This is a genomic window from Lentzea sp. NBRC 102530 (assembly GCF_030269365.1).
Taxonomy (GTDB): Bacteria; Actinomycetota; Actinomycetes; order Mycobacteriales; family Pseudonocardiaceae; genus Lentzea.
Genome location: NZ_BSTF01000011.1, coordinates 204,745 through 217,031, shown reverse-complemented (window position 1 = coordinate 217,031; position 12,287 = coordinate 204,745). Strand labels below are relative to the sequence as shown.

The window sequence follows — 12,287 nt, the reverse complement described above, 5'->3', positions numbered from 1 at the left end:
GCGCGTCCGGAGTGGACGGACGGCCCGTCGAGTGCTCGGACGACCGCTACCGGACCGACCTGGTGAGCTTTTCGATCGAGAACTCCCAGCAGGCGCACCCGGCCCTGCTGCGGGACTGGAGGGCTACGCCGCCGACCCCGATCCCCGGCGTGCCGGAGACGTTGGCACAGCTGCGGAACAGCGGCATCAAGGTCGCGCTCACCACCGGCTTCGACCGCTCGGTCGGGGACGGCCTGCTCGCCGTCCCCGGCTGGGGGGACGAGCTCGACGCCGTCGTCTGCGTGGACGACGTGCGGGCGGGCCGCCCGGCGCCGTTCATGATCCACCGGGCGATGGAGTTGACCGGCGTCCGGAACGTCTGCAGGGTGCTCACCGCCGGGGACACCGTCCGCGACCTGGAGGCGGGCACGAACGCCGGGGCGGGGTTCGTCGTCGGCGTGCTGAGCGGCAGCCAGACCGAGCAGGAACTGAGCACCGCCGACCACACGCACCTGCTCGGCAGCGTCGCGGAGATCCCGGCGCTAGTCCAGAGCGGCGGTGTGGCGCAGCTGCTCCGGTGACGGCGAGGTGACCAGCACGCGCAGGGCGTCGGCGAACTGGTCGAAGCGCCGGTCGAACTCGGCCAGCTCGCGGGACGGTTCCGCGACCAGGGCGGCACGGCCGGCGCGTCCCACCGAGGTCGCCAGGGCGTCGCGCACGGGCTGAGCCCGCCGCAACGCCACGAGCAACGTCCACAGCCGTTGCTCGACCAGCGCCACCTGCACCGGGTCACCGGTCACGGCCAGGAAGTCGGACCGCACGGCCGTGGCCCGGCGGCGCTGCACGGGGCAGGTGAAGTCGGAGGACCGGACGACCTGGGAGGCAGGTGCGGACGAAGCCAGCGACTCCTCCGACCGGAAACGGCGCGACGGCACCGTTCCGGCCGGGTCCCACATCCACCAGCCGGTCATCCGACCAGGTCGTCCGCGTCGACGATCTTGTACGCGTAGCCCTGCTCGGCCAGGAAGCGCTGGCGGTGCGCCGCGTAGTCGGTGTCGAGGGTGTCCCGCGCGACCACCGAGTAGAAGTGCGCCTGCCGGCCGTCGCCCTTGGGACGCAGGATGCGGCCGAGGCGCTGGGCCTCCTCCTGGCGCGAGCCGAACGTGCCGGACACCTGGATCGCGACGGACGCCTCGGGCAGGTCGATCGAGAAGTTCGCGACCTTCGAGACCACCAGCGTGCGGATCTCACCGCGGCGGAACTGGTCGAACAGCTCCTCGCGCTCCTTGTTGCGGGTCGACCCCTTGATCACCGGTGCCCCCAGTTCCTCGCCCAGTTCGTCGAGCTGGTCCAGGTAAGCACCGATCACGAGGGTCGGCTCGTCGGGACGCTGGTCGATGATCCGCCGCACCACCGGGATCTTGGTCCGGGCGGTCGAGCAGAGCTTGTAGCGCTCCTCGGGCTCGGCCGTCGCGTACTGCAGGCGCTCGTTGTCCGTCAGCGTCACGCGGACCTCGGTGCACTCGGCGGGCGCGATCCAGCCCTGCGCCTCGATGTCGCGCCACGGCACGTCGTACCGCTTCGGCCCGATCAACGAGAAGACGTCGCCTTCCTGACCGTCCTCGCGCACCAGGGTCGCCGTGAGCCCCAGCCGGCGGCGTGACTGCAGGTCGGCGGTCATCCGGAACACCGGCGCGGGCAGCAGGTGGACCTCGTCGTAGACGATCAGGCCCCAGTCGCGCGAGTCGAACAGCTCCAGGTGCTTGTACTCGCCCTTCGACTTGCGGGTGATCACCTGGTAGGTCGCGATCGTGACCGGCCGGATCTCCTTGCGCTCACCCGAGTACTCGCCGATCTCGTCCTCGGTGAGCGACGTGCGGGCGATCAGCTCGCGCTTCCACTGCCGTCCGGCCACCGTGTTGGTGACGAGGATCAGCGTGGTCGCCTGCGCCTCGGCCATCGCCGCCGCGCCGACCAGCGTCTTGCCCGCGCCGCACGGCAGCACGACGACGCCGGAGCCGCCCGCCCAGAACGCCTGGGCGGCGAGGCGCTGGTAGTCGCGCAGCTTCCAGCCGTTCTCCTCGAGCTCGATCGGGTGCGCCTCGCCGTCGACGTACCCGGCGTGGTCCTCGGCCGGCCAGCCGACCTTGAGCAGCAGCTGCTTGAGGCGGCCGCGTTCGCTCGGGTGCACGATGACCGTGTCGTCGTCGATGCGGGCGCCGAACATCGGCGCGACCTTCTTGTTGCGCAGGACCTCTTCGAGGACCGCGCGGTCGTTGGAGTGCAGCACCAGCCCGTGGGCGGGGTTGTTGGTGAGCACGAGCCGGCCGAACCGGCTCATCGTGTCGACCACGTCCACCAGCAGCGGCTGCGGCACCGGGTAGCGGCTGAACCGCACCAGGGCGTCCACCACCTGCTCGGCGTCGTGCCCGGCCGCGCGCGCGTTCCACAGCGCCAGCGGCGTCACGCGGTACGTGTGGACGTGCTCGGGAGCCCGCTCCAGCTCGGCGAACGGCGCGATGGACGTGCGCGCGTCGTCGGCGAGCGGGTGGTCGACCTCGAGCAGCAGCGTCTTGTCCGACTGGACGATCAAAGGGCCATCGGTCACGCCGACAAGTCTCCCTGACGACGCCAAATGCGTTCGACCTGCGTCAATTGGCGACGACAAGTGTGAGGCGACACACGAAGCCCACACGCGGTGTCGTACGTTCTCGCCCATGAGCACCGAGTCGACTGATCCCGTCGAGCCTTCGGCCGTGGTGAACCCCGCGGAGGAGCCCGAGACCGACGAGTCGCCCAAGAAGAACAGCTGGCTGAAGTTCGCCATCGTCGGCGTGCTGGCGATCGTGCTGGTCGGCGGTGGCGTGTGGGCGCTGACGGCGCTCAACACCACCGGGGTCGGCGACTGCGTGAGCGCCTCGCCGAAGGACGTGGACAAGCCGGACGGTGACTGGAACATCTCCTCGGAGGGCTGCGACAGCACCTCGGCCACGCACCGCGTCGCCTCGGTGCTGAACAACGCCGAGGACCCCTGCCCGGCCGAGGGCATCTACGAGCCGGTGAAGGACGGCAGCAGGACGATGTGCCTGATGCCGAACCTCGCCGAGGGCAACTGCTACACCTCGGGTGACGACGGCGCCTTCAAGAAGGAAGCCTGCACGACCGAGTCCCCGGTCAAGATCGTGAAGAAGGTCGACGGCCTGCCCGAGGAGGGCACCGTGTGCCCCGAGGGCTCGAGCGAGCTGCGGTTCAGCGAGCCCGCCTCCGTCTACTGCATGGGTGTCCACGAAGGCTCCTGATCGGGTGAACCCGGTTGAGTTCGACCCCGTATGACGCCGATACCCAGGCCATGAAGAAGGTCGGCCTGGGTATCGCTGTTGTTTTCGCGTTCGTCCTCATCGGCGGGTTCGTGGTGAGCCAGCTCGGCGACGTGGCGAAGGCGGCGCGCGCGGGCGACTGCGCGCGGATCTCCGGCGCGCTCGACAACCCGACCTACGAGGCGCTCGACTGCGGGTCCGAGCAGGCGAACGTCAAGATCGCCAAGGTCCTGCAGTGGAACGAGAAGACCTGCCCGTCCGGCGGCATGGACTACTCGACGTACACCGGTGACGCCACGCTGTGCCTGATGCCGAACTTCGTCGAGGGCGCCTGCTACGGCCAGAGCGCCGAGACCGGCATCGCCAAGGTCGACTGCGCCACCAAGGACTCGGTGAAGGTGGCCAAGGTCGTCTCCGGCAAGGCCGACGGCGCCGCCTGCGGTGACCAGCGCGCGGCCGTCTTCCCGGAGCCCGCCGTCACGTTCTGCCTGGAGCGCGGCGACCAGCGGCAGTGATCTTGCCGGATTCCGCACCACAGCCCCGCGGCGACGTGGAACGCTTCCCGGCGTGATGATCGAAGAGCCGCCCGCGCCCAGGAAGAGCCTGGCCAGGCGAGTGCTGACCTACGCCCTCACGGTGCTCGTGGCGGCGGTCGCGATCTACGGCGTCTCCGAGTTCCTCACCCCGGTCCAGACGCCGAAGGCCGGCGACTGCGCGGACGTCACCGGCTACTCCAACGAGCCGGACTTCGATGCCGTGAGCTGCGGTTCCTCCAGCGCGAACTACGTCGTCACCGGCGTCGTCGCCAGGTCGGAGGGATGTCAGAACGCCTACGGCGACATGGTCACCCGACGCGCGCAAGATCCGTCGATCCGCATCTGCCTCGCCCCGCTGTGGGAGCAGGGCGCCTGCTACCCGACGGCGTTCTCCCGCATGGAGCTCACGACCGTCGACTGCGGCGAGGGCGCGTTCCGGGTGAACCGGGTCAGCCGGGACGTGCCGGCGCCGTCCTGCGCCGTCTACGAGAAGCGCTACAGCTACCCCGAGGTCGGCCTGACCTACTGCACCCAAGCCGTCTAGGCCCTGTCCTGCAGGTCTGTCAGGTGGCAGGCGCGGGTGAGCGAGCCGGAGGCGGTGCCGCCACGATGTCCTCATACCGGAGGTATTCGGGCGTCGTGGCGGTGCCGCCTCCGGGGCCCTCAGCCGCCACTGCCGCCCGACGGACCTGCAGGACAGGGCCTAGGTGATCCAAGCCGCCGTAACGTTTCCGTAAAGCGCGAGCGGTCCGCAGCCGCGCGTGGCACGCTCTGCTCCGGCCGTGTCGGGGGACATGGGCCGTCTGGGGTAATCCCGACTTCGACCTGACGAGACCGGAGGCGCATCCCAGCGCTCCGGTCTTCGCGGTCTTTCGCGCGACCCGTCCGAGAGGAATCCAGTGACCGACCCCCAGTACCCCCAGCAGCAGCCTGGGCCTTACGGCCCACCTCCCGGAGGTCAGCCGCAACAGCCGTACGGCCAGCCGAACCCGTACGGAACGCCGCCCCAGGGCTACCCCGCGCAGCCCGGTCAGCCGGGTGACCCGTACGCCCAGCAGCCCTACCCGGGCCAGCCGGGACAGCCCGGTCAGCCGGGTGACCCCTACGCCCAGCAGCCCTACGCGGGCCAGCCGGGCCAGCCGGGACAACCGGGCCAGCCCGGCCCGTACGGACCGCCGCCGCCCGGGATGCCCGGCCAGCCCATGCCCTACGGCGCGCCCGTGCCGCCGAAGAAGAGCAAGGCCGGCAAGGTCATCGGCGCGATCCTCAGCTTCGTCCTGATCGCCGGCGTCGTCATCGTGGTGAAGATGCTGGTCAGCGGCGGTCTGAGTGGCCTCACCGAGCCGTCGGCCAAGCCCGGCGACTGCGCGAGCGTCACCGGCACGACCTTCAGCCCGAAGTACAAGAAGGTCGACTGCTCCTCGCCCGAGGCGAACTACTTCATCGCCAAGGCCATGAAGTCCACGTCGGAGTCGTGCCCGAGTGACGAGTACGCCGAGTACACCGAGTCCGGCAGGCGCACCTCGTCGCTCAAGCTCTGCCTCGTCGAGAAGCTCGAAGAGGGCAAGTGCTACGAGGAAGAGCTCGTGAAGATGAACATGGAGGGCATGAAGCCCGTCGACTGTTCGAAGGGCGGTAACGAGTTCGCCGTCCAGAAGGTCTTCAAGATCGAGAAGGTCGTGCGCGAGGGGAACGCCCAGTGCGCCGCCGGCAACCCGATTTCGTACGCGGAACCGGCGCCGGGCATCACTTACTGCGTAACGGCGCTCGGCGGACAGTGATCGAACGAGAAATGGCGGGCCGGAAAACCGGCCCGCCAATTCTCATGCCCGAAAGCAACTAATTCGTCGTGCCGGGCGGTAGCAGCTGCTGCACGTCGAGACGCCCGGACAGCACGTCCTCGGTGTCCATCATGTCGGCGACGCGCTGGAGCCGGATCGGGTTCAGCGACAGCGGGAACGTGCCCACGGACACGAGGGCCGCGGTCGGCGCGTCCACGTCGGCGTAGCTGGTCAGCGAGTCCTGCACGGCGAGCTTGTTGCTCTGCGCGCGCTGCTGCGCCTGGCGCAGCACGTCCCGGAACAGCTTCATCGTCTTCGGGTTCTCCTCGGCGAACTTCTTCGACGAGGCGTACCCGGACATCGGGAAGTCGAGTGTCGGGCCGCGCGCGGTGTCCGTGACGATCTTCGCGCCGATCTTGCGCTGCGCCTTCGTGATGAACGGTTCGATCATGAAGGCCGCGTCCACACTGCCGCCGATCAGCGCGGCTTCCATGTCCGCGAACGGCATGTTGGTGAACTTGATCTTCTGCTTCTCGACCGCGGCGGTGTCCAGCACGGCACGCGTGGTGAGCGCGCCGATGTCGGTCTCGCTGTTCACGGCGATGCGCGGCGCGTCCTTCTTGCCGGGATCGTCGTAGTCCGAGTCGGACTTCGCGACCAGCGCCATCGAGTTCGGGCCGGCCTGGTAGGCCTCGCCCTGCAGCTGGAGCTCGGTGCCCTCGGCGACCGCGCGGAAGATGCTGACGTGCGTCGCCCACGTGAGGTCGAGCGTCGTGCCCAGCTGCTTGATGGCTTCTTGCTCGCTGGGCTGCGTGACCAGGTTGACCTGGAGTCCGGCCTTCTCGAACAGCTTCTCGGTCAGCGCGATCCGCAACGGGGCCACGTCGACGACCGGCAGCACGCCGATGCGCAGGACGTTGCGTTCGATGTCCGCGTTCGCGCCGTCGGAGGAACCTCCGAACAGGCCGCAGCTCGCGGTCAGAACACACGTGGTGAGCACTGCGACAAGCCGCAGAGCTTTGGCTCGGGTAGCCATGGCACCTCTCGCCGGTAGGCCTTGGGTAGCTTCGATTTGATCAGTGAGTGTCGCCACAGACCAGGGCGTCCGCAGTCCGAACTGCGCGTTCGGACGGACATGGGGTGTGCCGACAACCGGGGATGTTAACCACCTGAACGTATGAAACGACACCCCATCTCGATACGGTGAGTGCTTCTGGAGACTTCCCCAACACAGGGGGTGCCCATTACCCTTCCGGCTCGGGTGGCACAGGTTGTAGTAGACCGACGTGTCTTCAGACGGGGTAGGGCGCCTCACCGGGCGAACGACCTCTGTGCTGCAATTCGGCCCGTTTGACGAGTCCATGCTCGGTCCTGGGGAGAGACCGGGACACTGCTGCTGGAAGAGGAAGCCCAGAGTGGCCCGACGTGAGAGAGGTCCCAGCCAGTTTGGCGTGGGTGACACCACACGCTCCGAAAGGCCCGAATCGGGTGACGGACTGGCTGCGCTGGGTAACGGACCGATGGACGTGACACCGGACCCGGTGAAGCACGACACCGGTTCCGCACCCGGTTCAGGATCTGCCCGATCCGCGGGATGGCGCCTGCGCAACTGGCGGCTGCGCACGAAGCTGCTCGCCGTTCTGCTCATCCCGACGGTCTGTGCGCTCGCCCTGGGTGGTCTGCGCGTGCGCACCGACCTCCAGGCCGCGACGGAGTTCAACAACCTCGCGAACCAGATCCGCCTCGAGACCGCCGTCGCGGACCTGGTGCAGCAGCTGCAGCGCGAACGCGACCTGTCGGTCAGCTACGTCGCGTCGAACAAGAGGGTCGACAGGGTCGTCCTCGAACGCCAGCTGCGCCGCGTGAACGACACCACCGAGGCGTTCAGCAACCGCATCGCCGAGCTCAGCTCCGACCTGAACTCGACGGCCGTCGAGCGCTTCCAGGTCGCCGCCAAGCAGCTCGACCGCCTCAACAGCCTCCGCAACTCGGTGCGGGACACGCAGTACCCCGCCGAGGCCGTCCAGCGGACCTACTCGGAGTCCATCGAGACGCTCATCAACCTCGGTGAGCAGACGATCGCCGAGATCAGCGACCCGGAACTGGTGCGACTGCACCTCACCACGAACGCCATCGCGCGCATCAAGGAGCAGGAGTCGCTCAAGCGGGCGATCCTCCTGGACGTCTTCCAGCGCAAGGCGTTCACGCCGTCCCAGCTGCGTTCCCTGCAGGCGGCGGACGCCGAACTCGGCGCGGCCCGCAACGACTTCCGCAAGTCCGCGACGCCCGAACAGGCCAAGATCTACGACGACACCGTCACCGGCCTGATCGTCGACAACGCGAACGACATGCAGGAATCGGCGATCAACGCGCAGGCCGGCCAGAAGGCCTTCACGCAGGTCACGCCCGAGAAGTGGGACATCGCGGCCACGCTGACGGTCAACCTGACGCGCGACGTCGAGAACCTGCTCGTCGAGCAGCTGCAGACCAAGACCGACCAACTGGCCGCGGACACCCGCACCAGGGCGTACGTCGAGTCCGGCCTCGTCCTCGCGATCCTCGCGCTCGCGTTGCTGATGGCGCTGTTCGTCGCCCGCTCGATCCTGAACCCGCTGCGCACGCTGCGCCGCACCGCCCTCGACGTCGCCGACCACGGACTCCCCGACGCGGTCGAGCGCATCCTCGCGGACCCGAACCCGGAGGACGCGGCCAAGACCGCCGTCGAGCCGGTGCCGGTGCACACGCGGGAAGAGGTCGGCCAAGTGGCGCGCGCGTTCGACGCGGTGCACGGTGAAGCGGTGCGACTGGCCGCCCAGCAGGCCCTCCTGCGTGACAACGTCAACGCGATGTTCGTCAACCTGTCCCGTCGCTCTCAGGCCCTGGTCGAGCGCCAGCTGAACCTGATCGACCGGCTGGAGCAGGACGAGCAGGACCCGGACCAGCTGGCCTCGCTGTTCGAGCTCGACCACCTCGCGACCCGCATGCGCCGCAACTCGGAGAACCTCCTGGTCCTCTCGGGTACGGACCTCTCGCGTCGCCTGACCCGGCCCGTCCCGGCCGCCGAGGTCCTCGGCGCCGCGGTCTCCGAGGTCGAGCAGTACGCCCGCGTGCAGGTCGGCCAGACTCCGGACCTCACCGTCCAGGGTCGCGCGGTCAACGACCTCGTGCACCTCATCGCCGAGCTGCTGGACAACGCCACGGCGTTCTCCGACCCGGTCACCAAGGTCACCGTTCGCACGGCCAAGACCCGCAAGGGCGAGCTGGCGATCGAGATCCAGGACCGCGGCGTGGGCATGGGCGACCAGGAGATCATCGACGCCAACGAGCGCCTGGCCGACCCGCCGGACGTCGACGTCGCCGTCTCCCGCCGGATGGGCCTGTACGTGGTCGCGCGGCTCGCCAAGCGCCACGACATCAAGGTCCGCCTGCGCGGCAACGAGGACATCGAGGGCGGCACGACGGCACTGGTGATCGTGCCGGAGACGCTCATCGCGATCCCCGGCCAGGCACCGACCTCGACGCCGCCGTCCGGTTCCGGTGGGCTGGCGTCCGCGTTCGGCATGTCGCCGACCGCGTCCTCGCCCTCGATGCCGCCCGTGTCGATGCCGATGGCACCGGCCGAGCACACGACGGAGATCGGCACCACGGCGACGAGGGCCAGCGGCATCGCCGGCGCGTTCGGCGGTTCGACCGGCATGCAGCCGCGCATCGACGAGTCGAGCCCGAGCAACCCCGGCATCCCGGTCAGCTTCGTCCCGAGCGGCATCACCGACACCGGTGCGGGCGCGACGGCGATCCCGGTCTACCAGGACCCGCCGCCGGTCGAGGACGTGACGCCGTCCGAGCGGTGGCGCCGCGACCAGCTCTCCGCGGTGGAGCCCGAGGGGTCGTTCGGAGAGCCCACGCTCTTCACGGCCTACGAGGACCGCAACGAAGAGGCCGGCGAGATCTCCTTCGAGCCCGGCTACGAGACCACGCAGTTCGTCCCGATCCCGCCGATCGACGACGACCGCTCCTCGACCAACGGCGTGTCGCACGCCTCGGCCGACGAGGGCCGCCTCGACATCGGGATGGGTCACCGCAACGGCTCGTCGAGCAAGAAGGTCGAACACGACCTGGACGCCCCGACCGAACGCCTCCCGATCTACGAGGCCGTCCTGTCGCAGTGGTTCCAGGCCGTGGGCAGCGAGACGTCCGCTTCGGCCGCTCAGCCGGTCCCCGCGAACGCGGAGGACGACGCGCCGGCCACCACCAACGGGCACGTCGAGTCGAGGCTCGGCGGGACCGACAAGGGTTCGGTCGAGTACATCGACGAGCCGCCGACGACCCCTCCGCTGTCGGACGGGCCGGAACCGGAGCTCCCGACCCGAACCCGCAAGCCTGTCCCGGCGGTGGCACCCACCACCACGTCGGCCGCTGGTCTTCCCGTGCGCACGCCGCGCTCGAAGATCCAGCCGGCGGCCGAGGAAGTACCCGCACCCGCCGAGCAGGAGCGAGTTGTGGAACCGGAGCCCGTTGTGGAGGAGACTCCAGCGGCGGCATCCACTTCCGAGTCGGCCTGGCAATCGCCAGCCGATGAGGGATGGCACGCGGCTCAGGCGTTGTTGAACAAGACGCCGGAGACGAAGACCACGGCAGGATTGCCGAAACGGACACCGAAGGCTCAGCTCGTGCCAGGATCTGCTGCACCCAAGCCGCAGTCCCTGACATCGACAGCGCAGCGCCCGCCGCTGCCGCCCCGCACCGCCGACGCGGTGCGCGGACGGATGTCGAGCCTGCAGAGTGGTGTCAAGCGAGGCCGGCACGCATTGATCGAGGCATACGCTGGTGACCAGTCGAGCCGGCAGAACGAGGAGCAGGAGTGACGACCGCAGCGCAGCCAGGCAGCTTTGGTTGGCTTATCACCGACTTCGTGCGGAGGGTGCCCGGTGTGGCACATTCCGTTGTGGTGTCCGCGGACGGGCTGTTGCTCGCCGGTTCCCAGGGCTTGCCCAGGGACCGCGCAGAACAGCTTTCCGCGGTCGCGTCCGGACTGGTCAGCCTCACCCAGGGTGCTGCCCGCTGCTTCGAGGCAGGCGGGGTCAACCAGACGGTCGTCGAGATGGAGCGGGGTTACCTGTTCCTCATGTCGATCAGTGACGGCTCTTGTCTTGCCGTTCTGGCGGCACCCAACTGCGACATCGGCCTCGTGGCCTACGAGATGACGCTGTTGGTGGAGAGAGTCGGTCAACAACTCACCCCTGAGCTGCGCGCGCAGCTTCAGGGCGTGGTCCGTCGCTAGACCTCATCTGAAGTTCAGGGGTGAGAACAAATGGCTGGTAGATCTGGCGCTAGAGGCCGTGGCTTCGGTAGGAACTTCAACTACCAGGAGTGGGCTTCTGGTGGGTTCCAGTTCGAAGAGCCTGATGCGATACCCCAAGAACCAGAGGAAGCCGAGGACACCCCCCACGATGAGCGGGTTACAGGGCAAGGGCTAGGCGATATGTCTCAGCGTGAGGTGGATGACTCGTCGTCGTATCCGTACGACGACGTGCCGAACAGGTTCGACATAGACGGGTACGGCACCGGGTTGTTCGGTGGACCCGGTGCGGACCTCTTCGGCCAGCACGAGATGCCGGACGCGGTACCGGAGCAGTTGCCGTACACAACCGGTTCGCATCCGGTGTACAGCACCGGTGCGCAACCGGCGTACAGCACCGGTGCACAGCCTTCGGTGCGTCCGGAGGAGAATGCTTCTGCGGACTCGGGTTCACTGGTGCGGCCTTACACACGCACCGGTGGACGCACACGGCCCGACTACGACCTTGCTATCGAGGCGCTCATCTCCACCAGTGAGAAGGGCCTCGAACGGGATGCCGCAGTTCTTCCCGAGCACAGGTCGATCTGCGGGCTGTGTGTGGACACGCGGTCGGTGGCCGAGGTCGCGGCACTCCTACGCTTGCCACTTGGCGTCGTGCGGGTGTTGATCGGCGACATGGCAAGCATGGGTTTGGTTTTGATTCACCAGGGCGGTCTGGTCGTGGGGGACCGGCCTTCCATGGAATTCCTGGAGAGGGTGCTCAGTGGGCTTCGCAGGCTCTAGTCCCCAGGGCGCCGAGGGCGCACGGAAGCCGACGACCTCCGCCAAGATCGTGGTGGCGGGTGGCTTCGGTGTGGGCAAGACGACGTTCGTCGGCTCGGTGTCCGAGATCGTCCCGTTGACCACCGAGGCGGTGATGACCGAGGCCAGCGCGGGGGTGGACGACCTCTCCGCCACGCCCAACAAGGTCACCACGACCGTCGCGATGGACTTCGGCCGCGTGTCGCTCGACAGCGACCTGATCCTGTACCTCTTCGGTACACCGGGTCAGCACCGGTTCTGGTTCATGTGGGACGACCTGGTCCGTGGTGCCATCGGCGCCATCGTCCTGGTCGACACCCGCCGCCTGGCCGACGCGTTCGCCTCGATCGACTTCTTCGACGACCGGCAGCTGCCGTACGTCGTCGGCGTCAACTGCTTCGACGGCCTCCTGCACCACAGGCTGGAGGACGTGCGCGAAGCGCTGACGATCGACGAGTCGGTGCCGATCGTGACGTGCGACGCGCGCAACCGGCAGTCGACGAAGCAGACGCTCATCACGCTGGTGGAGCACGCGATGCGCCAGTGGATGTCCGTCCGCGCGGGCTGAACTCCT

At 68.5% G+C, this 12,287-nt stretch carries 12 protein-coding genes; 9 read left to right on the top strand and 3 right to left on the bottom strand.

Annotated elements, in window-relative coordinates:
- The first annotated feature begins 11 nt into the window (after window positions 1–11).
- Window positions 12–560, top strand: a complete 549-nt coding sequence (locus QSK25_RS28455; protein WP_285642778.1) for an HAD hydrolase-like protein — start codon at window positions 12–14, stop codon at window positions 558–560.
- On the opposite strand, the gene QSK25_RS28450 is transcribed toward QSK25_RS28455, so the two are convergent.
- Window positions 522–950 carry a hypothetical protein gene (locus QSK25_RS28450; RefSeq protein WP_285642775.1) on the bottom strand — a complete coding sequence of 143 codons (429 nt, stop codon included), beginning with the start codon at window positions 948–950 and terminating at the stop codon, window positions 522–524. The genes QSK25_RS28455 and QSK25_RS28450 overlap by 39 nt on opposite strands.
- Window positions 947–2,587: a DNA repair helicase XPB gene (locus QSK25_RS28445; protein ID WP_285642773.1), complete on the bottom strand. Its 1,641-nt coding sequence runs from the start codon at window positions 2,585–2,587 to the stop codon at window positions 947–949. The genes QSK25_RS28450 and QSK25_RS28445 overlap by 4 nt, the downstream gene beginning before the upstream one ends.
- Window positions 2,588–2,696: 109 nt before the next feature.
- Here QSK25_RS28445 and QSK25_RS28440 point away from each other — a divergent pair, with 109 nt between their 5' ends.
- The 4 genes from QSK25_RS28440 (at window position 2,697) to QSK25_RS28425 (ending at window position 5,613) form a co-directional block, all read left to right on the top strand.
- Entirely contained in the window at window positions 2,697–3,278 is a 582-nt protein-coding gene (locus tag QSK25_RS28440) for a hypothetical protein (protein ID WP_285642772.1), read from the top strand.
- A gap of 50 nt (window positions 3,279–3,328) precedes the next feature.
- Window positions 3,329–3,811: an LppU/SCO3897 family protein gene (locus tag QSK25_RS28435; protein ID WP_285642771.1), complete on the top strand. Its 483-nt coding sequence runs from the start codon at window positions 3,329–3,331 to the stop codon at window positions 3,809–3,811.
- A 55-nt stretch (window positions 3,812–3,866) separates the two neighbouring features.
- The gene (locus QSK25_RS28430; RefSeq protein WP_502881903.1) at window positions 3,867–4,376 is read left to right on the top strand and encodes an LppU/SCO3897 family protein; all 510 of its coding nucleotides are present in this window, start codon (window positions 3,867–3,869) and stop codon (window positions 4,374–4,376) included.
- 355 nt (window positions 4,377–4,731) lie between these two features.
- Window positions 4,732–5,613 (top strand): LppU/SCO3897 family protein, encoded by an 882-nt coding sequence (locus QSK25_RS28425; RefSeq protein ID WP_285642767.1) that lies wholly within the window; start codon window positions 4,732–4,734, stop codon window positions 5,611–5,613.
- A gap of 58 nt (window positions 5,614–5,671) precedes the next feature.
- On the opposite strand, the gene QSK25_RS28420 is transcribed toward QSK25_RS28425, so the two are convergent.
- A complete protein-coding gene (locus tag QSK25_RS28420) occupies window positions 5,672–6,649 on the bottom strand; it encodes an ABC transporter substrate-binding protein (protein ID WP_285642765.1) in 978 nt (325 codons plus the stop codon).
- Window positions 6,650–7,133: 484 nt separating this feature from the next.
- Here QSK25_RS28420 and QSK25_RS28415 point away from each other — a divergent pair, with 484 nt between their 5' ends.
- The 4 genes from QSK25_RS28415 (at window position 7,134) to QSK25_RS28400 (ending at window position 12,281) form a co-directional block, all read left to right on the top strand.
- The gene (locus QSK25_RS28415; RefSeq protein ID WP_285642763.1) at window positions 7,134–10,478 is read left to right on the top strand and encodes a sensor histidine kinase; all 3,345 of its coding nucleotides are present in this window, start codon (window positions 7,134–7,136) and stop codon (window positions 10,476–10,478) included.
- Entirely contained in the window at window positions 10,475–10,894 is a 420-nt protein-coding gene (locus QSK25_RS28410) for a roadblock/LC7 domain-containing protein (protein ID WP_030470879.1), read from the top strand. Before QSK25_RS28415 ends, QSK25_RS28410 begins: the two co-directional genes overlap by 4 nt.
- 216 nt (window positions 10,895–11,110) lie before the next feature.
- Window positions 11,111–11,695: a DUF742 domain-containing protein gene (locus QSK25_RS28405; RefSeq protein WP_285642758.1), complete on the top strand. Its 585-nt coding sequence runs from the start codon at window positions 11,111–11,113 to the stop codon at window positions 11,693–11,695.
- The gene (locus QSK25_RS28400; protein WP_030470877.1) at window positions 11,676–12,281 is read left to right on the top strand and encodes a GTP-binding protein; all 606 of its coding nucleotides are present in this window, start codon (window positions 11,676–11,678) and stop codon (window positions 12,279–12,281) included. Before QSK25_RS28405 ends, QSK25_RS28400 begins: the two co-directional genes overlap by 20 nt.
- Window positions 12,282–12,287 lie beyond the last annotated feature (6 nt).

Coding starts and splice junctions, on each gene's coding strand:
- QSK25_RS28450 (WP_285642775.1), bottom strand. CDS start 950: ATGACCGGCTGGTGGATGTGGGACCCGGCCGGAACGGTGCCGTCGCGC.
- QSK25_RS28440 (WP_285642772.1), top strand. CDS start 2,697: ATGAGCACCGAGTCGACTGATCCCGTCGAGCCTTCGGCCGTGGTGAAC.
- QSK25_RS28420 (WP_285642765.1), bottom strand. CDS start 6,649: ATGGCTACCCGAGCCAAAGCTCTGCGGCTTGTCGCAGTGCTCACCACG.
- QSK25_RS28415 (WP_285642763.1), top strand. CDS start 7,134: ATGGACGTGACACCGGACCCGGTGAAGCACGACACCGGTTCCGCACCC.
- QSK25_RS28430 (WP_502881903.1), top strand. CDS start 3,867: ATGATCGAAGAGCCGCCCGCGCCCAGGAAGAGCCTGGCCAGGCGAGTG.
- QSK25_RS28435 (WP_285642771.1), top strand. CDS start 3,329: ATGAAGAAGGTCGGCCTGGGTATCGCTGTTGTTTTCGCGTTCGTCCTC.